The sequence below is a fragment of the Rhodococcus sp. NPDC047139 genome (assembly GCF_040643435.1).
Taxonomy (GTDB): Bacteria; Actinomycetota; Actinomycetes; order Mycobacteriales; family Mycobacteriaceae; genus Rhodococcus.
In genome coordinates this window covers 18,869-43,533 of sequence record NZ_JBEYUH010000012.1, presented here as the reverse complement: position 1 = coordinate 43,533, position 24,665 = coordinate 18,869, and the positions used below count along the sequence as shown (strand labels likewise).

The 24,665-nt window shown below is 68.4% G+C and carries 21 protein-coding genes; 15 read left to right on the top strand and 6 right to left on the bottom strand.

The genetic code is table 11. From position 1 onward, the window contains the following. The first annotated feature begins 397 nt into the window (after positions 1-397). From ctaD to ABZ789_RS16000, 3 genes are all read left to right on the top strand, one after another. Positions 398-2,158 carry a cytochrome c oxidase subunit I gene (gene ctaD / locus ABZ789_RS16010; RefSeq protein ID WP_358425310.1) on the top strand — a complete coding sequence of 587 codons (1,761 nt, stop codon included), beginning with the start codon at positions 398-400 and terminating at the stop codon, positions 2,156-2,158. A 169-nt stretch (positions 2,159-2,327) separates the two neighbouring features. Further along, positions 2,328-3,557, top strand: a complete 1,230-nt coding sequence (gene serB, locus ABZ789_RS16005) for a phosphoserine phosphatase SerB (protein WP_358425308.1) — start codon at positions 2,328-2,330, stop codon at positions 3,555-3,557. Between the two features lie 10 nt (positions 3,558-3,567). Next, positions 3,568-4,356, top strand: coding sequence for an aminoacyl-tRNA hydrolase (locus ABZ789_RS16000; RefSeq protein WP_358425486.1), 789 nt, complete (start codon positions 3,568-3,570; stop codon positions 4,354-4,356). A gap of 27 nt (positions 4,357-4,383) precedes the next feature. Here ABZ789_RS16000 and glgX read toward each other — a convergent pair whose 3' ends face one another. Next, positions 4,384-6,546 carry a glycogen debranching protein GlgX gene (gene glgX / locus ABZ789_RS15995; RefSeq protein ID WP_358425306.1) on the bottom strand — a complete coding sequence of 721 codons (2,163 nt, stop codon included), beginning with the start codon at positions 6,544-6,546 and terminating at the stop codon, positions 4,384-4,386. Between the two features lie 43 nt (positions 6,547-6,589). Here glgX and ABZ789_RS15990 point away from each other — a divergent pair, with 43 nt between their 5' ends. Genes ABZ789_RS15990 through ABZ789_RS15970 form a run of 5 tightly spaced genes read left to right on the top strand, consistent with a single transcriptional unit; the run spans position 6,590 to position 11,277 of the window. Then, positions 6,590-7,420 carry an ABC transporter ATP-binding protein gene (locus ABZ789_RS15990; protein WP_358425304.1) on the top strand — a complete coding sequence of 277 codons (831 nt, stop codon included), beginning with the start codon at positions 6,590-6,592 and terminating at the stop codon, positions 7,418-7,420. 44 nt (positions 7,421-7,464) lie between these two features. Further along, complete coding sequence (locus ABZ789_RS15985; protein ID WP_358425302.1) at positions 7,465-8,298, top strand: NUDIX hydrolase; 834 nt, start codon at positions 7,465-7,467, stop codon at positions 8,296-8,298. 10 nt (positions 8,299-8,308) lie between these two features. Further along, positions 8,309-9,088: an enoyl-CoA hydratase-related protein gene (locus tag ABZ789_RS15980; RefSeq protein WP_358425300.1), complete on the top strand. Its 780-nt coding sequence runs from the start codon at positions 8,309-8,311 to the stop codon at positions 9,086-9,088. A 53-nt stretch (positions 9,089-9,141) separates the two neighbouring features. Then, positions 9,142-10,119 (top strand): methyltransferase domain-containing protein, encoded by a 978-nt coding sequence (locus ABZ789_RS15975; RefSeq protein WP_358425298.1) that lies wholly within the window; start codon positions 9,142-9,144, stop codon positions 10,117-10,119. Then, complete coding sequence (locus tag ABZ789_RS15970; RefSeq protein WP_358425296.1) at positions 10,120-11,277, top strand: class I SAM-dependent methyltransferase; 1,158 nt, start codon at positions 10,120-10,122, stop codon at positions 11,275-11,277. Here the strand turns inward: ABZ789_RS15970 and ABZ789_RS15965 are convergent. Beyond that, positions 11,269-12,585: a PQQ-binding-like beta-propeller repeat protein gene (locus ABZ789_RS15965; protein ID WP_358425295.1), complete on the bottom strand. Its 1,317-nt coding sequence runs from the start codon at positions 12,583-12,585 to the stop codon at positions 11,269-11,271. The two genes, ABZ789_RS15970 and ABZ789_RS15965, sit on opposite strands and share 9 nt — an antisense overlap. Positions 12,586-12,678: 93 nt before the next feature. Between ABZ789_RS15965 and ABZ789_RS15960 the strand changes: the two genes are divergently transcribed. Beyond that, positions 12,679-13,434, top strand: a complete 756-nt coding sequence (locus tag ABZ789_RS15960; protein ID WP_358425293.1) for an acyltransferase — start codon at positions 12,679-12,681, stop codon at positions 13,432-13,434. A gap of 34 nt (positions 13,435-13,468) precedes the next feature. After that, positions 13,469-14,989 carry an amidase family protein gene (locus ABZ789_RS15955; RefSeq protein ID WP_358425291.1) on the top strand — a complete coding sequence of 507 codons (1,521 nt, stop codon included), beginning with the start codon at positions 13,469-13,471 and terminating at the stop codon, positions 14,987-14,989. Here the strand turns inward: ABZ789_RS15955 and ABZ789_RS15950 are convergent. The 4 genes from ABZ789_RS15950 to ABZ789_RS15935 are packed head-to-tail and all read right to left on the bottom strand — an operon-like array spanning position 14,932 to position 19,111. Further along, positions 14,932-15,522: a GNAT family N-acetyltransferase gene (locus ABZ789_RS15950; protein WP_358425289.1), complete on the bottom strand. Its 591-nt coding sequence runs from the start codon at positions 15,520-15,522 to the stop codon at positions 14,932-14,934. The two genes, ABZ789_RS15955 and ABZ789_RS15950, sit on opposite strands and share 58 nt — an antisense overlap. A gap of 12 nt (positions 15,523-15,534) precedes the next feature. Next, the gene (locus tag ABZ789_RS15945) at positions 15,535-16,782 is read right to left on the bottom strand and encodes a glycosyltransferase family 4 protein (protein WP_358425287.1); all 1,248 of its coding nucleotides are present in this window, start codon (positions 16,780-16,782) and stop codon (positions 15,535-15,537) included. Next, a complete protein-coding gene (locus ABZ789_RS15940; protein ID WP_358425483.1) occupies positions 16,779-18,299 on the bottom strand; it encodes a glycoside hydrolase family 57 protein in 1,521 nt (506 codons plus the stop codon). Before ABZ789_RS15940 ends, ABZ789_RS15945 begins: the two co-directional genes overlap by 4 nt. 26 nt (positions 18,300-18,325) lie before the next feature. Continuing rightward, entirely contained in the window at positions 18,326-19,111 is a 786-nt protein-coding gene (locus ABZ789_RS15935) for a class I SAM-dependent methyltransferase (protein ID WP_358425285.1), read from the bottom strand. Between the two features lie 221 nt (positions 19,112-19,332). On the opposite strand from ABZ789_RS15935, the gene ABZ789_RS15930 reads away from it, so the two are divergent. The 5 genes from ABZ789_RS15930 (at position 19,333) to ABZ789_RS15910 (ending at position 24,644) form a co-directional block, all read left to right on the top strand. Next, complete coding sequence (locus ABZ789_RS15930; protein WP_358425283.1) at positions 19,333-20,118, top strand: electron transfer flavoprotein subunit beta/FixA family protein; 786 nt, start codon at positions 19,333-19,335, stop codon at positions 20,116-20,118. A 45-nt stretch (positions 20,119-20,163) separates the two neighbouring features. Then, the gene (locus tag ABZ789_RS15925; protein WP_358425281.1) at positions 20,164-21,120 is read left to right on the top strand and encodes an electron transfer flavoprotein subunit alpha/FixB family protein; all 957 of its coding nucleotides are present in this window, start codon (positions 20,164-20,166) and stop codon (positions 21,118-21,120) included. A gap of 190 nt (positions 21,121-21,310) precedes the next feature. Further along, a complete protein-coding gene (locus ABZ789_RS15920; RefSeq protein WP_358425279.1) occupies positions 21,311-22,546 on the top strand; it encodes a cysteine desulfurase family protein in 1,236 nt (411 codons plus the stop codon). Further along, on the top strand, positions 22,543-23,622 hold the full coding sequence (gene mnmA / locus ABZ789_RS15915; RefSeq protein WP_358425277.1) for a tRNA 2-thiouridine(34) synthase MnmA: 1,080 nt from the start codon (positions 22,543-22,545) through the stop codon (positions 23,620-23,622). The genes ABZ789_RS15920 and mnmA overlap by 4 nt, the downstream gene beginning before the upstream one ends. Further along, the gene (locus tag ABZ789_RS15910) at positions 23,619-24,644 is read left to right on the top strand and encodes a methionine synthase (protein ID WP_358425275.1); all 1,026 of its coding nucleotides are present in this window, start codon (positions 23,619-23,621) and stop codon (positions 24,642-24,644) included. Before mnmA ends, ABZ789_RS15910 begins: the two co-directional genes overlap by 4 nt. The last annotated feature ends 21 nt before the right edge of the window (positions 24,645-24,665 follow it).

Below are 24,665 nucleotides of genomic sequence, written 5' to 3'. Positions count from 1 at the left end.
AAAGCGGCGTCGTTACGGACGACAGGTGATCGGGGAACGAATCGGACGTGCCGGCCGAACTGCATTCGGCGACGAGGATTTCGGTGGGCGGGACCGCTGGAGCAAACCACCTGCCGCGGAGGGACATGGACGTCCTCCTGCGGTTTTCCGTGCGCAGACGAGCGTTGACCTGCGCTGTTCGTGCGCGGCTCGACGACGGCCCGTGATCTCGAATGTGAAGTGCGGCACAGGCGCCGACTCCGGTTCCCGGCTCCGCTCCAGGTAGGTTCGCAAACCGAATACGACAGTGAGTAGGACCCGGAGGGCGACCGTTTCGGGGAGGGTCTACGATTCGATGAGCGCAAGCCAGAGACCGTTCGCCTCCAGCCCGAGGTCGAGCGCGCATTCAGGAGGATTAGTGACTGCCGTAGCGCCCCAGCCAGTCCCAGAGATAGCTGCAGCAAGGCCGTACCCGCCGCGGCAGGGACCCAAGGGTTCGTTCATCTACAAGATGATCACGACCACAGATCCCAAGATGTTGGGGATCATGTACCTGGTCACCTCGTTCGCCTTCTTCCTCATCGGCGGCCTGATGGCCCTGCTGATGCGCACCGAGCTCGCGGTCCCCGGCCTGCAGTTCCTGTCGAACGAGCAGTACAACCAGCTGTTCACGATGCACGGCACGATCATGCTGCTGATGTACGCGACCCCGGTCGTCTTCGGCTTCGCGAACTACATCCTGCCGCTGCAGATCGGTGCTCCCGACGTCGCCTTCCCGCGCCTGAACGCCTTCAGCTACTGGCTGTACCTGTTCGGCGCGACGATCGTCATGCTCGGCTTCGTCACCCCCGGCGGCGCTGCCGACTTCGGGTGGACGGCCTACACGCCGCTCAGCAGTGAGCTCCACTCCCCGGGTGTCGGTGCCGACTTCTGGATCCTCGGTCTCGGCGTGATGGGCCTGGGCACCATCCTCGGCGGCGTCAACTTCATCACCACCGTGGTGTGCATGCGCGCACCGGGCATGACCATGTTCCGGATGCCGATCTTCACGTGGAACATCCTGATCACCAGCCTGCTGATCCTCCTCGTGTTCCCGCTCCTGACCGCCGCCTTCTTCGGTCTGTTCATGGACCGTCACCTCGGTGGCCACATCTACGACCCCGCCACCGGCGGTGTGCTCCTGTGGCAGCACCTGTTCTGGTTCTTCGGGCATCCCGAGGTGTACGTCATCGCGCTGCCGTTCTTCGGCATCGTCTCGGAGATCTTCCCGGTCTTCTCCCGCAAGCCGATCTTCGGTTACACGGGTCTGGTCTACGCCACGATGGCCATCGCAGCGCTGTCGATCGCGGTGTGGGCGCACCACATGTACGCCACCGGCGCCGTGCTGCTGCCGTACTTCTCGTTCATGACCTTCCTCATCGCCGTCCCGACCGGTGTGAAGTTCTTCAACTGGATCGGCACCCTGTGGAAGGGGCAGCTCACCTTCGAGAGCCCGATGTTGTTCTCGGTCGGTTTCATCGTCACCTTCCTCTTCGGTGGCCTGTCGGGCGTCATCCTCGCGAGCCCGCCGCTGGACTTCCACCTGCACGACTCGTACTTCGTGGTGGCGCACTTCCACTACGTGCTCTTCGGCACGATCGTGTTCGCGACCTACGCCGGCATCTACTTCTGGTTCCCGAAGATGACCGGACGCATGCTCGACGAGCGCCTCGGCCGCTGGCACTTCTGGCTGACCTTCGTCGGCTTCCACGCCACCTTCCTGGTGCAGCACTGGCTCGGTAACGAGGGCATGCCGCGTCGCTACGCCGACTACCTGCCTTCGGACGGGTTCACCACGCTCAACGCGATCTCCACGATCGGTGCGTTCGTGCTCGGTGCCTCGACGCTGCCGTTCCTGTGGAACGTCTTCAAGAGCTACCGTTACGGCCAGCTCGTCACGGTCGACGACCCGTGGGGCTACGGCAACTCGCTCGAGTGGGCCACCAGCTGCCCGCCCCCGCGGCACAACTTCACCGAGCTGCCGCGGATCCGTTCGGAGCGTCCGGCCTTCGAGCTGCACTACCCGCACATGGTCGAGAAGATGCGTGCCGAGGCGCACGTCGGCCCGGGCAGCGACAAGCACAACGTCAACGTCCTCGAGGGTGCCGATCGCACCCCCGGCGACCATCCGCGCGCTTGAGCGCAGATCGACGATCGACCGAAGCCCCACCCGTGAAGGGTGGGGCTTCGGCCGTTCGGGGGGCCGGACCCCACAACGAGCGGGACGTTTCGACCTGCAACAATGGACGGACGAGCCGGTACGCGCGTGCGTCCGCGTGTGCCTCGACAGACAAGCGATCGGAGACGTAGTGGCGTCTGAAAGCACGGTTCTGGTAACCGTGACCGGACCTGACCATCCCGGCGTGACCTCGGTGCTGTTCGCAGCGCTGACCCGGCACGACGTCGACCTCCTCGACGTCGAGCAGGTCGTGATCCGCGGGCGGCTCACCCTCGGCGTTCTTCTCGTCTGCCCGAACGATGTCGAAGCGATGCAGGACGAGGTCGAGGCCGCGATGGCCACCGTCGGGATGCACGCGGACGTCCAGGTCGGCGTGGAGCGCGGGGGACGCACCGTCTCGACCCACGCGGTCGTCGTGCTGGGCAGTCCCATCAGTGCCCGGGCACTGAGGTCGGTGGGTCGCACACTCGCGGCCCAGGGCGCGAACATCGATTCGATCCGCGGTATCGCCGATTACCCGCTCACCGGCCTCGAGCTGATGATCACCGCATCCGACACCGGTGCCGAGGCCGATGCCGCACTGCGCCACGCTCTCGTCGAACTGGCTACGGGCCTCGACGTCGACATTGCCGTAGAGCGCGGCGGTCTCGCTCGTCGTTCCAAGCGTCTGATCGTCTTCGACGTCGACTCCACGCTCATCCAGGGCGAGGTGATCGAGATGCTTGCCGCACACGCCGGTGTGGAGGACAAGGTCCGAGAGGTCACCGAAGCCGCCATGCGCGGCGAGATCGACTTCGCACAGTCCCTCGAACAACGTGTCGCCACGCTCGCCGGCCTGCCCGCGACCGTCATCGACGAGGTCGCCCAGCAACTCGAGCTCACTCCCGGCGCTCGCACCACGATCCGCACGCTGCGGCGTCTCGGCTTCCGCTGCGGTGTCGTCTCGGGTGGCTTCCGTCAAGTGATCGATCCGCTGGCCCACGAACTCGAACTGGACTTCGTCCGCGCCAACACGCTCGAGATCGTCGACGGCAAACTGACCGGGCGAGTGGTCGGCGACATCGTCGATCGCGCAGCGAAGGCACGTGCCCTGCGTGAGTTCGCCGACGAGACGGGAGTCCCGGTCGAACAGACCGTCGCAGTCGGGGACGGCGCCAACGACATCGACATGCTGTCGGCCGCAGGGCTGGGGATTGCGTTCAACGCCAAGCCCGCGCTGCGCGAGGTCGCGGATACCGCCCTGTCGTATCCCTATCTCGATGCGGTGCTGTTCGTCCTCGGTGTCACCCGCGAGGAGATCGAGGACGCCGACCGCGTCGACGGAACTCTGCGGCGCGTCCCGATCGATCGCGGTGCCTGAACAGCAGTCCGTGTCCGCCGGGGTGGGACCGGCGCCGGCTGTCGATCCGGTACTCGCCGAGCGTCACGGTGTGCTCGCCCGCGGTTACGGACACCGGCCCGATCCCGAAGACCCGGCGAAGGTGCAGGCGATGCCGATCGTGCTGCACCTACCGAAGGCGGATCCGCCGGCCCGCAGCGCGGTGCTCGAGGCAGCGGCGATGGCCACGGTCGCCCTGTGCCTCGACCCGCGGGTGGGGCCCGGTCCGGACGGCGAGCCCGGCCCGTGGCAGGAACCCTTCCTCGCATGGAACGACGCTCGCATCCGGAAGGTCGCCCGGCGAGCCCGCGGTGCCCACTGGCGGGCCGCGCAGGACGTCGACGGCGTCACCGTCGACCATGCCGGTGCTCAGGCCCGGGCGTTCGTGCCCGGTCCGGTGGGGGATCTGGACCCACGCATCTCTCGCCTGCAAATCGGAGGAACCGACCTTCCCCATGACGATCCACCCGCCCCGGAGGCCGGTGTGCCTGTCTTCTGGGTGCAGAAGAGTCTCGAGATGACCGTCGGCAAGGCGGCCGCGCAGGTCGGCCACGCTGCGATGCTGTACGCGGGCGCCCTCGACGTCGATGCCGCACGCGCCTGGGCGGTGGACGGATTCCCGTGCGCCGTCCGCGATGCGGACGAGACCACGTGGCGCGAGCTGCTCGCCCGGGTGGAGTCGGGCACGGCCGTGGCGGTCCGCGACGCGGGATTCACAGAGGTGGCGCCGGGTTCGGTCACCGTGATCGCGGTGGCCGGCACAGTCACCGGACGAGTCTGACCTCGCTCAGCGTCCTCCAGGGATGCATCATCGATGTTCGTCCGGTTCGTCGTTCGCGATCCGGAAGATCAGCACCGTCGGTCCGTCGACCGGATAGGCACTTCCCACCCGCACCGGTGAGCTGTCCGCGGGCAGGCCGTCCGGGGCACTCGAATCGAAGACGCAGGCGATGTCGCCGCGGTACCACTCCGGTCCGGCCAGCGTCACCGTCGCGGGCCCTCCCGAATGCAGCACGAACAGACCGCTGCTGTCCTCGAGGGTGATACCGGTGCGGGTCACGGTACCGAGTTGCGAACCGTCGACCCAGCCCTGCAGCGTGCGACGGCTGTCGTCGTGCCATGCGGCGTCGCCGAGTTCGATGCCCTCGAGGCCGAACCACACCAGGTCGGGATAACCCACGGATCGGGCGCGGCCCTCGAAGAAGCGACGCTGCCGCAGCACCGGCACGCGGGTGCGCAGGCGGAGAAGTTCACGTACGTAATCCATCCGTCCACGGTCGGCGTGCTCCCAGTCCAGTGGCCAGGCGTCGCGGACAGGAACATTCTCGGGGACGCAGTAGGCGTTGTTGTTGCCGTGCTGCGTGTGCCCGAATTCGTCACCGGCGAGCAGCATCGGCGTCCCCGTGGACAACAGCAGCGTCGCCAGCATCGCCCGGACGTGACGGTCGCGGGCGGCGAGGATCGCGGGATCGTCGCTCGGGCCTTCGACACCGTGGTTCACCGACTCGTTGTTGTTCGTCCCGTCGCGCCCTTCCTCACCGTTCGCGTCGTTGTGTTTGCGTTCGTACGACACGGCGTCCGACAGGGTGAAGCCGTCGTGGGCGGTGACGAAATTGACCGACATCCAGGGCTGCCGGATGTTCCTGTCGTAGAGATCCTCCGAGCCGGTGAGCCGTGACGCGACTTCGCGAATCCCGGAGCGACCTGCCCAGTACCGGCGCACGGTGTCGCGGTACCGGTCGTTCCACTCCGCCCACTGAGCCCCGAAGTTCCCGAGTTGATATCCGTGGGCGGTGGCGTCCCACGGTTCGGCGATGAGTTTGACGTCGCTGAGGATCGGATCGGTCACGATCGCGGTCAGCAGTGCCGCGCGGGGATCGAAGGGCCCCCCGTGCGGGCGCGCGAGTGCACTTGCGAGATCGAAGCGGAAGCCGTCCACCCCCATCAGGTCGGCCCAGTAGCGGAGGCTGTCGCACACCATGCGCACCACGATGGGGGAGGACGCGTCGACGGTGTTGCCACATCCGGTCAGATCCACGTCCCGTCCGTGAGAGTCGAGCAGGTAGTAGCCCGGTGCGTCGAGCCCGCGCCACGACAGACTCGGCCCGTCCACCGAGCCCTCGCTCGTGTGGTTGTAGACCACGTCGAGCACCACCTCGAGACCGGCGCTGTGAAAGGCATCGACCATCGTGCGGAACTCGGCGACTTCGTTGCCGGGTGTCACGGCGTAGGCAGGATGCGGTGCGAAGTAGGAAGCGGTCGAGTAACCCCAGTGGTTGCGCATCCCGCGTGCACGTACCGACGGTTCGGTCACGAAGGCCTGTACCGGGAGCAACTCGACAGTGGTGACTCCCAGTCCGACGAGATAGTCGGTCACCGCCCGATGAGCGAGTCCGAGATAGGTGCCGCGCAGTTCCGGAGGCACGAGCGGATGGCGAGCGGTGTACGCACCGACGTGCAGTTCGTAGACGACGGTGTTCTCCCACGGCACGCGTGGCTTGTCGCGCATCGGCGTCGGCTCGGGAGTCACCACCGACAACGGTGTATGGCCGAGCGAATCGACGTTCGACATCGCACCGAACGGATCCCCCTGGTAGGCGAGCAGTCCGTCCGGGTCACGGATGTCTCCGACGATCTGCCGTGCCCACGGATCGAGCAGGATCTTGTGCGGGTTCGTGCGTATCCCTCGCTCGGGCTGCCACGGTCCGTACGCGCGATAGCCGTAGCGTTGTCCGGCTCCCACACCGGGAACGATCCCGTGCCAGACGCCGTAGGTGCGATCGGGCAGGTCCACGCGACGCTCGTTCCCGTCCTCGTCCACGAGGCACACCTGGAGGCGGTCGCTGTGTGGGGCGTGGACCGCGAAGCGTGTCCCGCCGTCCACGATCGTGGGCCCGAGTGGAAAGGCCGCCCGATCGGGGCGCGCGACCGACGGGGAGACGTAGGCAGGTTCGGATGCGGAGGACGACACGAGAACCGATCCTGCCGCGTTTCCGGCTCTGACGTAAGAGAAGATGGACGCCGTGGCACAACCTGATCCCGATTTGCTCATCGAATTCGACGACGTAGTGGTCCGACGCGGCGGGAACGTCCTCGTCGGGCCCGTGACCTGGAAGGTGGAACTCGACGAACGTTGGGTGGTGCTCGGGCCCAACGGCGCGGGAAAGACGACGCTGCTGCGGGTCGCCGCAGCCGAGACGTTTCCCACCTCCGGTTCCGCGCACGTCCTTGCGGAGACCTTCGGCAGGACGGACCTGTCCGAACTGCGCCCCCGGATCGGATTGTCCTCCGCGGCCCTGGCCAATCGGGTGCCGAACGACGAGAAGGTCACCGACCTGGTGCTCTCCGCGGGCTACGGCGTGCTGGGACGGTGGCGTGAGCGGTACGACGAGATCGACACGACCCGCGCGGTCGAGATGCTCGAAAGTCTCGGGGCGGAACATCTCGCAGATCGCCTGTACGGGACGCTGTCGGAAGGCGAGCGCAAACGTGTACTCATCGCCCGGGCATTGATGACCGATCCCGAACTGCTGTTGCTCGACGAACCGGCGGCCGGCCTGGATCTGGGTGGCCGTGAGGAACTCGTGGCGCGGCTCGGCACTCTCGCCGCCGATCCGGATGCTCCCGCGATCGTGCTGGTCACCCATCACGTCGAGGAGATCCCGCCCGGTTTCACGCACGCGATGCTCCTGAAGGAGGGCGGTGTCGTCGCGCAGGGCCTGCTGGACGACGTGATCACGGCGGAGAACCTGAGCGAGGCATTCAGCCAGTCGATCTCGCTCGACAAGGTCGACGACCGGTTCTTCGCACGCCGCACTCGACTGCCGGGACGGCACCGGAGGTAGCTCCGGGTCGGGGGACGCCGGGAGCGATCGGTTAGGTTGAGGCCATGGCCAACGATCGCTCGGCATCCACCTTCGACCCCACCGCGGTGCCCATCCGCGATGCGTCCACCGTGATACTCGTGCGGAATTCCGCACGCGGTGTCGAGGTGTTCCTGCAGCGCCGCGTAGTCGGCATGGACTTCGCGGGCGGCATGACCGTATTCCCCGGCGGCGGTGTCGATCCGTCCGACACCGACGCCGAGGTGCGGTGGGCCGGGCCGGGGGTCGACTGGTGGGCGGAGAAATTCGCCGTCGGTGAGGCGCAGGCGCGGGCACTGGTGCTCGCCGCCGTGCGTGAGACCTTCGAGGAATGCGGTGTGCTGCTGGCCGGTCCGTCCCCGCACACCGTCGTCGCCGACACCACCGAGTACACCGACGCGCGTCGACTGCTCGAGGCGCGCGAACTGTCGTTCGGTGACTTCCTGGAGCGGGAGCAGCTCGTACTGCGCGCGGATCTGCTGCGGCCGCAAGCCAACTGGATCACGCCGCTCGGGGAGCGGCGCCGTTACGACACGCGCTTCTTCGTCGCCGTGGTCCCGGAAGGGCAACGAGCCGACGGAAACACCACCGAGACCGACCTCGTGCAGTGGCAGACGGCCGAGGAAGCCCTCGCCGACTGGCGTTCCGGGCGGTGCGTCCTGTTGCCGCCCACATGGAGCCAGTTGTCGGCCCTCTCCAGGTTCGACACGGTCGCCGAGCTCATGGCGGCAGATCCGGTCGTCGAGCCGATCCTGCCCATCATGAGCCGGCGCGACGGTGCGGTCCACATCGCCTTCGACGGGGACGCGGCCTACTACGAGGTCGGTACTCATCCATGGGCCCGGCGCTCCGACATCTAGGCTGAGCGCCATGCCTGAATTCGTGACCTTCGAGGTCTCCGACGGTATCGGCACCATCCGTCTGGACCGGCCTCCCATGAACGCCCTGAACCGTCAGCTTCAGGAGGAGATCAGGGAGGCCGCGCGTCAGGCCACCGTCCGATCCGAGGTGAAGTCGGTGATCGTCTACGGCGGCGAGAAGGTGTTCGCGGCCGGCGCCGACATCAAGGAACTGGCCGAACTGAGCTTCGTGCAGATGAGCGAGATCGTGGGCGACCTCCAGTCGGCCCTCGGCTCGATCGCCGACATTCCCAAGCCCACCGTCGCGGCGATCACCGGATACGCGCTCGGCGGCGGCCTCGAACTTGCCCTCGGCGCCGACCGGCGCATCATCGGCGACAACGTCAAACTCGGAACGCCCGAGATTCTGCTCGGCCTCATCCCCGGTGGCGGTGGCACCCAGCGGCTGGCCCGGCTCGTCGGTCCGGCGAAGGCGAAGGACATCGTGTTCACCGGTCGTTTCGTCGGTGCCGACGAAGCGTTGGCTATCGGCCTGGTCGACGAGGTGGTCGCGCCGGACGATGTCTTCGAGGCCGCGCGCCGCTGGGCCGGGCAGTTCACCGGCGCGGCCTCTCGTGCACTCGCCGCTGCGAAGGCGGCGATCGACCAAGGGCTCGACACGGACCTGGACACGGGTCTGAAGATCGAACAGCACGTCTTCGCCGCCCTGTTCGCTACGAAGGACCGCGCCATCGGTCTCGAATCGTTCCTCGAGAACGGGCCGGGCAAGGCGAAATTCGTGGGCGAGTGACCCCGACTGCCACCTGTACTTGTTCACAGCTTACCGACGAGTAGGATCACCGCATGACTGCCAGCAGGACCGACGGGGTCGACCCCGCGCCGAATCCGCATGCCACGGCCGAACAGGTCGCGGCGGCCCTCGAAGACACCAAGCTCGCCCAGGTGCTCTATCACGACTGGGAAGCCGAGACCTACGACGAGAAGTGGTCCATCTCGTACGACGAGCGGTGCATCGACTACGCCAAGGGCCGGTTCGTCGCTGCTGCGGGTGAGCAGCCGTTGCCGTACGAGCGTGCGCTCGAACTCGGTTGCGGCACGGGATTCTTCCTCCTCAACCTCATGCAGGGTGGCGTTGCGAAGACCGGTTCGGTGACCGACCTGTCGCCCGGCATGGTGAAAGTGGCGCTGCGCAATGCCGAGAACCTCGGACTCGACGTCGACGGCCGCGTCGCCGACGCCGAAACAATCCCGTACGACGACAACACCTTCGATCTTGTCGTCGGCCATGCTGTGCTGCACCACATTCCGGATGTCGAGCAGTCCCTGCGCGAGGTCTTGCGCGTGCTGAAGCCGGGAGGCCGTTTCGTCTTCGCCGGTGAACCCAGCACGATCGGCAACTTCTATGCGCGCATGCTCGGCAGGGTGACCTGGGAGGCCACCACCAACATCACCAAGCTGCCCTTCCTTCGCGACTGGCGTCGTCCGCAGACCGAACTCGACGAGTCCTCCCGGGCGGCCGCCCTCGAGGCCGTCGTCGACCTGCACACCTTCGACCCCTCGGATCTCGAGAAGCTGGCATCGTCGGCCGGTGCCGTAGAGGTGAAGGCCTCGAGCGAGGAATTCGCCGCGGCGCTGCTCGGCTGGCCGGTGCGCACTTTCGAGGCTGCGGTTCCGGAGGAGAAGCTGGGCTGGAACTGGGCGAAATTCGCCTTCGGTGGCTGGAAGACGCTGAGCTGGGTGGACGAGAACGTCCTCAGGCACGTCGTGCCCCGCAGCTTCTTCTACAACGTCATGATCACCGGTGTGAAGCCCGGCAAGTAGTTGGGCTACGACTTCACACTTGCCGACGTCGACTACCTGACGTCGGACGACGGCCGCGAGGCGCTCGCGCGCGTCGCCGGCCGGGAGTTGTCGCCGCGAACGCGCCTCGCCGACATCGGCTGGGCGCGTACGCATTTCGGTGAGCGTACGGGCATGCTCGTCGAAACGGTCATGTTGCGGCGAAAGGCCGGAGGGAAGATCGCCGGCGGGGCCGACTGGATCCTCACCGACGACGCGCTGCAGCAGTCGACGCCCACGCGCGTCGCCGCGCACCGTGCCCATCGGCTGCGCGGCCGGACCGTGCACGACGTCACGTGCTCGATCGGCGCCGAACTCGCCGAGCTGGTCGGGGTCGCCGACACCGTCATCGGCAGTGATCTCGACGAGGTCCGGCTGGCGATGGCCACGCACAACGTCGCAGGGGCGTACCTCCTGCGCGCCGACGCCCTGCGTCCGGTGACGAGGGGGACCACCGTCGTCGCTGATCCCGCGCGCCGCTCCGGCGGCCGGCGAACCCATGATCCGGCCGCGCTGCAACCGCCGCTGCCCGACCTTCTCGACGCCTATGCCGGGCGGGACCTGGCGGTGAAGTGCGCGCCGGGGCTGGATTTCGATTCGCTCGACTGGGTGGGCGAGGTGGAAGTCGTCTCGCTCGACGGCGGTGTCCGGGAAGCGTGCCTGTACTCGCCCGGTCTGAGCACTCCGGGCGTACGCCGACGTGCGGTTGTATTGCGTTCGGACGGAAGCGATTTCGAGATAACCGATGCTGTGGACGACGATATCCCCGAGCGTGGTCCGGGGGAGTGGATCGTCGATCCGGACGGTGCGATCGTGCGCGCCGGTCTCGTCCGTCACTACGCGGCGGCGCACGGACTGTGGCAACTCGATCCGCGGATCGCCTATCTGACCGGTGACCGTGTACCCGAAGGAGTGCGCGGTTTCCGCATTCTCGAGCGCCTCAAGTACAGCGAGAAGGCTCTACGTCAGGTGCTCGCACGCCACGACTGCGGCGCCGTCGAGATCCTCGTGCGCGGGGTCGACGTCGACCCGGCGGTGCTGCGCCCGCGCCTCAAACTGCGCGGGTCGGTCTCGCTCAGCGTGGTTCTCACCAGGATCGGCCGGACGCCCGAGGCGTTCGTCTGCACACCCTCACGCTGACTGCGGAGCGCGCAGCACCACGACCTCGCCGTCGACGGTGGTGATCACGAACTCCCCGTCCGGCCCGATCCCGCTCCCCACCGGCAGCCCGGTGGACGGCTCGAGTGCTTCCTCCGCGATCGTCCGTCCGTCCGCAGTGTCGAGCACCGCGGCGACGAGACCGTCATCGCCTTCGACGACCACATAGGCCCGGCCGTCCGCCGTCACCGCCGGCGCACCGAACGGGCTCACGTCCGTCCGTTCCCACACCACGTCCACCGCGTCCCCGCCGTCGCGCAAGGCGGTCAACGGGATGCTGCCGTCGGCCGCGGCGACGAGCAGCAGACCGTCGGCGGTGACGGCGGGTGCGACGGCCCCGGCACGACCGGCCTCGTGGCTCCACCGCGCCTGGCCCGTCGCGGCGTCGAGCGCCCACAGGGCACCTTCCCCGTCGTGGATGTACACGGTGGACCCGTCCGCGGAGAGCACCGGACTCGTCACCGCACCACCGGGGAGGTCGGTTGCGGACCACTCCTCGGTCACCGCCGCGTCTTCACCTGCGGTGTAGCGCAGTGCGACGAGCGCGGACCGGTCGGTGCCCGGGCGCCACACCGTGACGAAGATGCGGTCCGTGGCGGTGTCGACGGCCGGTGTGGTCGCCACCGGGCAGTCCTCGGAACCGCCGAAACAGGCCGGCAGTCCGTGATCGCTCGCCGGTCGCGGCAGGTTCTGACCGTCTGCGAGCGTGGGCACCGGTACGAGATCGAAGAGAGGCGCTTCGAGCTGCCCCGTCTGCGGGTCTACTACGTTGACCTGACCGAAATGGGTGACGACCAGCAGGTTTCCGTCGGAGGTGAACTGCGCACTGCGGGGGCTGCCGCTCACAGGGATACGCCAACGACGTTGGCCGTGCTCGTTGAACGACAGGAGTCCGCCGTCCTCGCCGACGTAGATGTTGGCCACGGCGTCGGACACGGGCGTGATCGTCGTGACCGCCGGCGCGAGTCGCGTGCACCAGCGTTTGCGGCCCGAGTCCATCTGGAAGGAGAAGAGGTTGCATCCGGACTCGGTCGCAGCGGTCACGGAGACCTGCCCGTTGGCCGCTATCCCGGCAGGGGAGCCCACGGCGGCGCCCAGAGGACGGGTCCAGCCGGGAGCGAGATCGTCGATGCCCTCGGCCGTCGCGGTATTGCTGTTGCGGGCATCGGAATGGCGTCCCGGCCACCCACCGGCCGAGAGCACGTCCTCGGTACCGGTGCCACCACCGCACGCGCTCAGTGCGAATACCACCGTCAGCGCCGGCACCGCGGTCCGCAGGACACCCCGCATCACTCAACTCCTCCACAGGCGAACGATTCGACGTGTCAGCGTATCGGTCCGGGGGCCGTGCACCGCGAACGAGGCGGACCGTAGGCTGGCCCTATGACGAGCATGTGGGGCGCACCTCTGACGGCGAGGTGGCGCGGGTCCCGTCGAAGGGATCCGGAACAGGCACGATTCCTGACGCTGTCCTCCCTGAAGTGGGTGCTGAACAACAAGGCGTACACGCCCTGGTATCTGGTGCGGTACTACCGCCTGGCGAAGTTCCGGATGGCCAACCCGCACGTGGTCCTGCGGGGCATGGTGTTCCTGGGCAAGAACGTCGAGATCCACGCGACGCCGGAACTCTCGCGCCTCGAGATCGGCAAGTGGGTCCACATCGGCGACGGCAACGCGATCCGCTGCCACGAGGGTTCGCTCCGCATCGGGGACAAGGTCGTCTTCGGCAAGGACAACGTCGTCAACACCTATCTCGACATCGAGATCGGGGCGTCGACCCTGGTCGCGGACTGGTGCTACATCTGCGACTTCGACCATCGCACCGAGGACGTCACCTATCCGATCAAGGACCAGGGCATCGTGAAGAGCCCCGTCCGCATCGGACCGGACACCTGGATCGCCGCCAAGGTCACGGTGCTTCGCGGCACTCGTGTCGGTCGGGGTTCGGTGCTCGGAGCGCACGCCGTGGTCAAGGGCGACATCCCGGATTTCAGCATCGCGGTGGGCTCGCCTGCCAAGGTGGTCAAGAACCGGAAGGTGGCGTGGGACAACGCAGCCGCCGAGCGTGTCGCCCGGGAGGCGGCGCTCGCCGACATCGCACGGAAGAAGTCGGGAGAGGCGCCCGCCGACGTGCACTAGGAACGACACGGGCCGTGACTGTCGGGGGACAGCGATGGAGTACTCGGAATATCGGCGTCACGACGCGGTCGGTCTCGCCGAACTCGTCGCGACGGGGCAGGTGTCGGCGCATGAGCTGCTCGAGGCCGCGATCGGCAGACTCGAGGTCGTCGAACCGGCCTTGAACGCGGTCGTGCGCCGCCTCGACGAGGACGCCCGCGCGCGGGCGCGCGAATCGCCTTCCGGCCCGCTGGGAGGCGTGCCGTTCCTCGTCAAGGACCTCGGTCAGGACATAGCCGGAGTGCCCACCTCCAGTGGCTCCCGAGCCCTCGCCGCGCTGCCCGCCGAGGAGAACTCGGTCATCGTCGACCGCTGGCTCGGCGCAGGGCTCGTTCCGTTCGGCAAGACCAACACCCCGGAGTTCGGAGCGAAGGGGATCACCGAACCGGAGGCGTTCGGCGCCACCCGTAACCCCTGGGACACCTCGCGGACGCCGGGCGGATCGTCGGGTGGTTCGGCTGCGGCCGTCGCTGCGGGGGTGGTCCCGGCCGCCGGTGCCAGTGACGGCGGAGGGTCCATCCGGATCCCCTCGGCATGCTGCGGACTGGTCGGGCTCAAACCCGGTCGCGGACTCGTGCCGACCGGCCCCCCGGGCGGAGAACCACTGCACGGTGCCGCCACGAACGGGGTCATCACCCGCACGGTCCGCGACGCCGCCGCGTTTCTCGATGTGATGGCCGGTCCGTATCCGGCGGGGCCCTACAGCGTGGTGCCGCCCGCGCAGTCCTTCGCCGGGGCCATTACACGTCCTCCGGCGCGCCTGCGGATCGGCTACACGACGTCGTCCCCGCTCGGGACCCCGGTCGATCCGGAGGCGATCGCTGCCGTGGAGGACACCGCCACGCTTCTCGACGAGCTCGGGCACGGGGTGGAACCCGCGGCGACCGGCATCGACGAGCGGCGACTCGCCGAGGACTTCCTCACGATGTGGTTCGCCACGGCCGCCGCCGAAATCGACGATGCGCGCAGGCGCGCGGGAGCAGGTGCGGATGCGTTCGAGTTCGACACCCGCATGATGGCCGCCCTGGGGCGAGCCGTCCCGGCGTCGGAATATCTTGCGGCGCTCAGGAGGTGGGCGGACCACACCCGCGGCCTCGCTGCCTTTCACGAGCGCTACGACCTGTTGCTCACACCCACTCTCGCCGGGCCTCCGGTCCGGATCGGCGAACTCGCGACACCGCGGTGGATGCGCGCCGTCGGGCAGGTGCTCCTGACGAGCCGCACGACGTGGATCGCCCGCCGGGCGGGGTTCGTCGACAGGATGGTCGACGAGAATCTCGGCCCCGTCCCGTACACGCAATTGGCGAACATCACCGGCAGACCGGCGATCTCCCTGCCTCTGCACTGGAATTCGGAGGGTCTTCCACTCGGGGTGCAGTTCGTCGCAGCTCTCGGCGGGGAGACGACACTGCTCGCGCTCGCCGCCGAACTCGAACGGGCACGTCCGTGGTTCGACCGTCAGCCGCCGCTCGCCCCGGCCTCCGGGTTGCCGAGTGAGCCGAGCGCCTTGAGATAGGGGACGACCTCGCACGGAACCGCCGTAGCGGCAACGAGTTCGGGGTGTCGTTCGTCGAGCGGGGCCGGTCGCTGCGCAAGATAGCCGAGTCGGCGGTACCACGAGTCGAGGAACTGCTTGGACTCGTGCGCGCCGTCTCGGGGGCGGATCACTTCGAGCTGCATCGTCGTGAAACCTGCTGCTGCGCACTCTGCTTCGGCGGACCGAACGAGAAGGAGCCCGATTCCGGTGCCGCGGACCGTGGGATCGGTCGCCAGCATCCCGAATTCCGCGGTGGTGTCGTCGATCCGCACGACGCGGATGCACCCGACGATGCGGCCGTCGAGCCGGGCGACGCGGATCGCACCGTCGCGCGCCGATCGCGCGACGTCGTCGACGTCGGTCCGGGCGGTACCCGGATGCCACAGTCCGTCCTCCGCGACGGCGTACACGGCGTTGACGAGCTCGGCCACGGCCGCGACGTCGGGTCCGGGCGTGCCCTCGGGGGCACACAGTCGCTCGACGAGGACGCGCTCTCGGGTCTCCGAGGTCATCGATCCACTCTCTCAGCCTCGGTCCGGAAGCGGACGCTGGGGGATCGTGGGCCGCGCGAGCGGGTGACGGACCCGTCGCTTCGCCGACGAGTAGACCTGCACGGTCTCCTCGGCGACGCGCCGCCAGTCGAAGTCGTCGGTGAGCCGCGCACGGGCGGCGCGGGCGCGGATCTGGGCGGCGGCCGGATCGTCGAGGGTCTCCCGAACAGCCGACACGAGCCCTCCCACGTCGCCGGGCCGGAACGACAGGCCTGTCACGCCGTCGACCACCGCTTCGCCCAGCCCGCCGGCGGTGGATGCGATCAGCGGGATGCCCGCTGCCGCGGCTTCGAGGGCGATGATCCCGAACGGCTCGTACCGGCTGGGCAGAACGATCGCGTCGGCGCCGTGCAGCCAGCCGAGCAGTGCGGTGTGGTCGAGATTGCCCAGGAAGCTCACCGATCGGGCGACGCGGTGTACCCGCGCCTGCTCGCGCAGCCACTCGAACTGGGTACCTTCGCCGGCGACGTAGAGGGTGGTTCCGGGATGCGACCGACGGATCCGGGGGAGCGCGGCGATCGCATCCTGCACACCCTTCTCGTATTCGAGCCGGCCGACGTACAGCAGCCGTGCCGGTCCGGTCCTCGGCTCGCGTTCGCGATACGACCACGTGGTGAGGTCGATGCCGTTGCGGATCACCGAGATCTCGGGCAGGTCGGGGCCGTACAGTTCGGTCACTTCGTCGTGCATCGACGCCGAACACGTGATGAGCCGGTCGGATTCGTTGGCGAGCCACCATTCGACGGAATGCACCTGCCGATTGATCCGCCCCGACAGCCAGCCGCTGTGACGACCCGCTTCGGTCGCGTGCAAGGTCGACACGAGCGGTACGTCGAAGTACTCGGCCAGCGCGATCGCGGGATGCGCGACGAGCCAGTCGTGGGCGTGGACCACATCCGGTTGCCAGCCCTCGCCGATTCCGCCGCGGCTCAGTCCCACACCGGCGCGAACCATCGCGTGCCCCATAGCCAGGGTCCAGGCGATCATGTCCTCACCGAACTCGAAATGGGGGGCGTCCTCCGCGACCGCCACCACGAGCACCCCGTCGGCGATGTGGCTGACCGTCGGGTGCGTCGACCCATCGGTGCCGGTCGGCCGGCGGGACAGCACCACGACCTCGTTGCCCGCGGCGGCGAGTTCGGCGGCGAGATGGTGGACGTGTCTGCCCAGCCCGCCGACGACGACGGGCGGGTACTCCCATGAGACGAGCAGGATCTTCATCGCGGGCCTCCGTGGCGTCCGGGCAGTCGTCGGGCGTCGAGTCCGGGAAAGAGATTGTCGGCGCGATTCCACCCTGCCGCCAGACGCTCGGCTGCATCGTCGCGTCCGGCGTCGACGGCTTCGGCGATCTCTCGCAGGGCGTGTGCATGCTTGTGCGCGCGGTCGCGGGCGTATGCGGCAGCAGTGTCCTTGCTCACCATGAAGGCCCAGTCGCTCGATACCGTGAGCAACGCTTCGCGCAGCATCTGATCGTGCACGCGATTGCGTGACGCGACCGGTGCGGCCTTCTGCTCACGGGCCTTGTCGATGCTGTCGAGCGTGGTGCGGACCACCTCGTCGTGCAGGCGGACGAGGTCGGCGACCTGGTCCCCTGCCCAGACCCGCCAGTCTTTGCCCGATCCCCAAGACGAATCCTCGAGATCCACGGCGTCACCGACGTAGCCACGGTCGCGAGCCTCGGCCAGTGTTCCTACCTCGATGCCCGCTTCGGGCAGGGCGCGCAGCAATCGCTCGAGGAAGATCGGGCCCTCGAACCACCAGTGCCCGAACAGTTCGGTGTCGAAGGCCGCCACCACCAGGGCGTCCCGGCCGATGCGTTCGGATTCACTGCGCAGCCGGCGCCGGACGGTCTCGACGAAATCGGCGACATGCCGGTCGACGGCCCGAGAGGCGAGTTCCGGTTCGTAGGGCGCCTTCTCGTGCGAGGGAACCGTGCGGCCCGTGACCCGGGACGGTTTGAGTCCGGTGTCGTGGCAGTAGGTGTGGAAGTCGCGGTAGGCGGGATGGCCCGGGTAGCCGGATTTCGGGGACCACACGCGGTACGAGACCTGCAGATCGCGGCCGAAGCACACGACCTCCGAGTCGCGGACCGTGCGGCCGAGCGAGGTATCCCCGCGCAGGGCCGGACCGTCCACCATGAAATGTTCGACCCCTGCGGCGGCGTAGCCGTCCTCCATTCCCGGGGTGTAACCGCACTCGGGGCCCCAGATGCCGCGTGGCCGGTGGCCCCAGCGGGCATAGGCGTCGGCGAGACCCTCGGACAGGGAGAAGGCGCGTAGACGAGGGTCGAGGAGCGGTTGGAAGGGGTGGGCCAAGGGTCCGCCGAGCAGTTCGATCGCGTCGGCGTCGATCAGTTGCCGTAACACCGGGGATCCACCGTGCCGCCAATGGGTTTCGAAGTCCGCGAGTGCGGCGGAGGCGGCCCGGTGTTCGCGGGCGCCGAGCGCGCGGTAGGACTCCTCGCGCATCCCTGCGGCTTCGTGTGCGCGCAATTGCCAGTTGCCGAGCCAGTGGTGCATGCCGGCGAGACAGTGCGGGTCGTCGAGTTGCGCGGCGAGCACCGGGGTGACGCCGAGGGTGAGCATCCCGGTCCTGCCTTCGGCGGCGAGTCGCCTCAGAACGTCGGTGACGGGCAGATAGGTCGCGGCCCACGACTGGTAGAGCCACTCCTCGCCGACAGGCCAGCGGCCGTGGTGGGCGAGCCAGGGCAGGTGCGAATGCAGAACGAGGGCGAACATGCCCGGTTCGCGGGAGGGCGTGGCACTCACGGAGCGGTGTCCTTCACGGCTATCGCGACGAGATCGAGGCAGTCGTCGATGTTCTCGGGCGTGATGGTGAAGTCCTCCACGGACACCGCGGCGACATCGGCGCTGAGATCGTCCGGCCAGGGCCGGCCGGCGAGTGCCCGTTCGATCTGGGCGTCGATGAACGATCCGCCGTGCTTGGCGTCGAGAGCGCGCAGGGTCGGGCCGTGATGCACGCCGGTCATGAGTTCGACGCGGAAACCTGCTTCCTCGAGCAGTTCCGTCAGTTCGGCGGCGTTCAGCTCGCGGGTGTGGAACGGGTTGAGCGGGGTGTCGCGACCCGGGGAGAAGGTGATGCGGTTGGGGGTGCTGATGAGGAGTTCACCGCCCGAGGGCAAGACCCGATAGCACTCGCGCAGGAACTGTGCCTGGTCCCAGAGATGCTCGATCACCTGGAAGTTGACGACGACCTCGACGGACTCGTCGTCGAGGGGGAGTTCGGCGAGATTTCCGTGCCGCATGTCCACCCGGGGGTAACGAGCGCGGATGTGCGCGACCGCGCTGTCGTCGTAGTCGAGACCGATCACCCGGGTCGCGACGTCGGCGATCATGTCGGCGCCGTAGCCCTCGCCGGCGCCTGCCTCGAGCACGATCCGGTCTGCACAGCGGGGCAGAAGGTGCTGGTAGACCACCTCGTGGCGGCGGAACCAGTAGTTCTCTTCGGCGATACCGGGGACCGTCCGTTCGCCGGTGAGAGGAAGGGTCTGCGCGTCGTCGGCGCGGGCGGAAATGTCGCTCACCGCCAAGACATTAGCCGCCCATCGGGCGCTGCTTCTCCGGTGGTCCAGATCACAGGTTTGCTCGTCCTCTCGTGCGGCTATGGTGAACCGGGTATCCCGTCAAGTTACTGGCTGGTAACTTAGCGTTTGATAATCTATCGCACACGCCGTGCGAAAGACACGAGTGCTCGGTTCAGGCAGCGCCTTGCCGACAAAGGCAGCTACACACAGGAGGTCGACGCAGACCCATGACGAACATCGTCGTTTTGATCAAGCAGGTCCCCGACACGTGGTCCGAGCGCAAGCTCTCGGACGGCGACTACACCCTCGACCGTGAGGCTGCGGACGCCGTTCTCGACGAGATCAACGAGCGTGCCGTCGAGGAAGCCCTGCTCATCAAGGAGCGCGACGGCGGCGAGGTCACCGTTCTGACCGCCGGCCCCGATCGCGCCACCGACGCCATCCGCAAGGCGCTGTCGATGGGCGCAGACAAGGCGATCCACCTCAACGACCCGGCCCTGCACGGCTCGGACTCCATCCAGACCGCCTACGCGCTCGCTGCCGCACTCGGGCAGATCGAGGGTGTCGAGCTCGTCATCGCAGGCAACGAGGCCACCGACGGCCGTGTGGGTGCCGTGCCGGCCATCATCGCCGAGTACCTCGGCCTCCCGCACCTGACGCACCTGCGCAAGCTCACCATCGCCGACGGCAAGGCCACCGGCGAGCGTGAGACCGACGAGGGTGTCTTCGGCATCGAGGCTCCGCTCCCCGCCATCGTCTCGGTGACCGAGAAGATCAACGAGCCCCGCTTCCCCTCCTTCAAGGGCATCATGGCCGCCAAGAAGAAGGAAGTGCAGACCCTCACCCTCGCCGAGATCGGTCTCGATCCCGAGATCTTCGGTGTCGCGAACGCGGCGTCCACCGTCACCGGCGTGACCCCGAAGCCCCCGCGTACCGCGGGTGAGCGCGTCACCGACGAAGGCGACGGCGGCACCAAGATCGCCCAGTACCTGGTCGGCCAGAAGATCATCTGATCGCGCCCCGCGACAACATCTGACATATCTAGGAGAGAAGCAGTAATGGCAGAAGTACTCGTGCTCGTCGAGCATGCCGAGGGCGCGCTCAAGAAGGTCAGCACCGAACTCCTCACCGCCGCGCGTGCGCTCGGCGAGCCCTCCGCCGTCGTCGCGGGCGCTCCCGGCACCGCCGATGCGCTGCAGGACGCCCTCGCCGCCGCCGGTGCCGTGAAGGTCTACGCCGCCGAGTCCGACGACGTCGACAACTACCTGGTGACCCCGAAGGTCGACATCCTCGCGTCGCTCGTCGAGTCCACCAGCCCCGCCGCCGTCATCACCGCCGCGTCCGTCGAGGGCAAGGAGGTGTCGGGCCGCCTCGCAGCCCGCATCGGCTCCGGTCTGCTCGTCGACGTGGTCGACGTCAAGGCAGACGGTTCGGCCGTGCACTCGATCTTCGGTGGCGCGTTCACCGTCGACGCCAAGGCGAACGGTGAGGTCCCCGTGATCTCGATCCGTCCGGGTGCCGTCGAGGCCAAGCCCGAGGCGGCTGCGGCCGAGCGCGTGGCCGTCGAGGTTCCTGCGCAGGAAGAGAACGCCGTGAAGATCGTCTCCCGCGATCCGATCGTCGGCGGCGACCGCCCCGAACTCACCGAGGCGTCGATCGTCGTCTCCGGTGGCCGCGGTGTCGGCTCGGCCGAGAAGTTCTCCGTCGTCGAGGAACTCGCCGACTCGCTCGGTGCCGCCGTCGGCGCTTCCCGCGCCGCCGTCGACTCCGGCTACTACCCGGGCCAGTTCCAGGTCGGTCAGACCGGCAAGACGGTTTCGCCGCAGCTCTACGTCGCGCTCGGCATCTCCGGTGCCATCCAGCACCGTGCCGGCATGCAGACGTCGAAGACGATCGTCGCCGTCAACAAGGACGAGGAAGCCCCGATCTTCGAGATCGCGGACTACGGCGTCGTGGGCGACCTGTTCAACGTCGCTCCGCAGCTGACCGAAGAGGTCAAGAAGCACAAGGGCTGATCGCTTCGGCAGCTCGATCCATCGCCCGACCCCGCCCCTCTTCCGAGGGGCGGGGTCGCGTGCGTCTGCAGAAGTGGCCGCCGGCTCACCGTCGCGGCGCCTCCGGCGCGGCAGGTACGGCGGACGTCACCCCACCGCGACCCCCTGAGCGCGGCGGGCGCCTCGGCCGACCCGCTATCCTGGATCGGTCATGACCTCGCCCGCCTCCGGTCCTTCCGGTACCTCCAAGACCGTCTACCTCGATCACGCCGCGACGACGCCGATGCTCCCTGCGGCCGTCGAGGCGATGACGTCGGTCCTCACCACCGTCGGAAACGCGTCGTCCCTGCACGGCTCCGGACGTGCGGCGCGACGCCGCATCGAGGAGTCGCGGGAGTCGATCGCCGCGGCGCTCGGCGCCAGACCCTCCGAGGTGATATTCGTGTCCGGGGGCACCGAGGGCGACAATCTGGCGATCAAGGGCATCTACTGGGGGCGGCGTGCCCAGGATCCGCGTCGCCGCCGGATCCTCGCGAGCGCCGTGGAACACCACGCCGTGCTCGACGCCGTCGAGTGGCTCGTCGAGCACGAGGGCGCGTCGGTGACCTGGCTGCCGGTCGACCGGTCGGGCCGCGTCGATCCTGCCACTCTCCGTGAGGAACTCGCACGCCACGCCGACGAGATCGCCCTCGTGTCCGTGATGTGGGCGAACAACGAGGTCGGCACGGTCATGCCGATCGCCGAACTTGCCGCCCTCGCCGCCGAGTTCGACATCCCGATGCACAGCGACGCCGTGCAGGCCGTCGCCCACCTACCGGTCGACTTCGCCTCGAGCGGCCTGTCGGCGCTGACCCTCGCCGCTCACAAATTCGGCGGACCGCAGGGGGTGGGTGCGTTGCTGCTCGGCAGGCAGGTGCCGTGCGTGCCACTCGCTCACGGCGGCGGTCACGAACGCGACGTGCGTTCCGGCACGCAGGACACCGCGTCCATCGTGGCGATGGCCGCCGCACTGCGCGAGGTCACCATGGATCTGCCCGCCCGCACCGCCGAACTCGAGAGCCTGCGCGATCTCCTCGTTGCGGGTGTCGAGGCGGAGGTTCCCGACGTGATCCTCAACGGTCCGCGCGATGTGGGACGACTGCCCAACAACGCCCATTTCACCTTCCCTGGCTGCGAAGGGGATTCGCTGTTGATGTTGCTCGACGCGGCCGGTATCGAGTGCTCGACCGGTTCGGCGTGCACGGCCGGGGTCGCGCGTGCGAGCCACGTCCTCGTCGCGATGGGCTCCGATCCCACCCTCGCGCGCGGCTCGCTCCGATTCTCGTTGGGGCATACAACAACTCGAAGCGACATCGAGAAACTGATCGAAACTCTCCCTGCCGTGGTGGACAGGGCTCGCGCCGCCGGACTGGCGAGCGCCGGAGGACGAGGAGGTGACCGGAGATGAGGATTCTTGCGGCAATGAGCGGCGGTGTGGACTCGGCGGTCGCCGCCGCCCGCGTCGTCGACGCCGGACACGAGGTGGTCGGAGTGCATCTCGCGCTGTCCACCGCTCCGGGGACGCTGCGCACCGGGTCACGGGGATGCTGCTCGAAGGAGGACGCCGGCGATGCGCGCCGTGCCGCCGACGTGCTCGGAATCCCCTTCTACGTCTGGGATTTCGCAGACCGGTTCAAGGAAGACGTGATCGACGATTTCGTCGCGTCCTATGCTGCCGGCGAGACCCCGAATCCGTGCTTGCGATGCAACGAGAAGATCAAGTTCTCGGCGCTCGCCGATCGTGCCGTCGCTCTCGGCTTCGACGCCGTGGCGACCGGCCACTACGCGCAATTGAACGACGGAGTGCTGCGCCGTGCCGTCGACGCAGACAAGGACCAGTCGTACGTGCTCGCCGTCCTCACTGCAGAGCAGTTGTCCCGGGCGATGTTCCCGGTGGGCGACACCCCCAAGAGCCGCATCCGCGAGGAAGCCGCCGAACGCGGTCTCGCGGTGGCGAACAAACCGGACAGCCACGACATCTGCTTCATCCCCTCGGGCGACACCCGCGCGTTCCTCGGCGCGCGGATCGGCGTGCGTCCCGGCGCCGTCGTGGACGATCGTTCGGGTGAGGTGCTCGCGCAGCACGAGGGCGTACACGGATTCACCATCGGCCAGCGCAAGGGGCTCGGAATCGCCGGTCCCGGTCCGGACGGCCGTCCCCGATACGTCACGGCGATCGAACCGGAGAGCGGCACCGTCCGGGTCGGCACCGCCGAGCGGCTGAAGGTGGATTCGATCCGGGCCGAGCGTGCCGTGTGGACCTCGGGCACCGCCCCGGTCGGCCCGATCGAATGCGTCGTCCAGGTCCGTGCACACGGCGGCCTCGCCCCGGCCGTCGCCGAGGCCGTCGGCTCAGGCATCGAGATCACCCTGCGCGAACCGCTCACCGGAGTCGCCGCAGGTCAGACAGCCGTGTTGTACCGTCCCGATCCGGGCGGCGACATCGTGCTCGGCAGCGGCACCATCACGGCAGGGGACCGGTGACGGGATCCGCCACCGGCCGCGAGGTGTGGTCCGGTCTCGCGACGGGGATCGGTTCGTGGCCGGGGACCGATCCACGGGAGGCCGCAGCCGTGGTCGTCGGTGAACTCACCGACTTGCCCCACCTCGTGGAACTACCGGCACGTGGACTCGGTGCCGACACCATCGGGCGGGCGAGCGCACTGCTGGTCGACATGTACCTCGACACCTCCACGACGGGATACCGCCTGGTGTCGCGGAGGGGCGCCGTGGCAGGGCGGGCGCGAGATCTGCTCGCCCAGGACCTGGACGCGCTCGAAGAGGCCTGGGAACGCGCAGGTCGGGACTCCACACGGCCGGTGAAGGTGCAGTCGGCCGGGCCGCTCACCCTCGCCGCCTACGTCGAACTCGCGACCGGCCGACGGGTGCTCACCGACCGCGGTGCCGTCCGCGACCTGGCGGAGTCGCTGGCGGAGGGCCTGGCCCGGCACGCGACCGAGGTCACCCGCAGGCTCGGGGTGCCGGTCGTCGCCCAACTCGACGAACCGGCCCTTCCGGACGTACTCGCAGGAACGTTGAAGGGCCGGACCGCCCTCGAGACCGTGCCCGCGCTCCCGGAGCCGGAAGCTCTCGACGTGCTCGACACGACGATCCGGGGGACCGGGCTGTCCGCCGCCGTGCACTGCTGCGCGGAAACATTCCCGGCCGACTTCCTGCGGCGCAGCGCTGCCGACGCGGTCGCCTTCGACGTCGCGCGGGTGCGACGATCCGATCTCGACGGGCTGGGCGAGCTGTTCGACTCCGGCACGGTGCCGATCCTGGGGCTGGTGCCGGCTACGGAACCGAGCGCGACCGGCTGGCGCGAGCATGCGGCACCGGCCGTCGACCTGATCGACCGACTCGGCTTCCCCCGGAAGACGTTGCAGTCGGTGGCGGTGAGTCCGGTCTGCGGCCTCGCTTCGGCCTCCTCTCGGTGGGCTCGGGAGGCCCTTCGCTCGGCGCGGGACATCGTTGCTGCATTCGCCGAAGAAGCCGACAAGCTCTGAGAGTTCCGGTCGGTGCGCTGG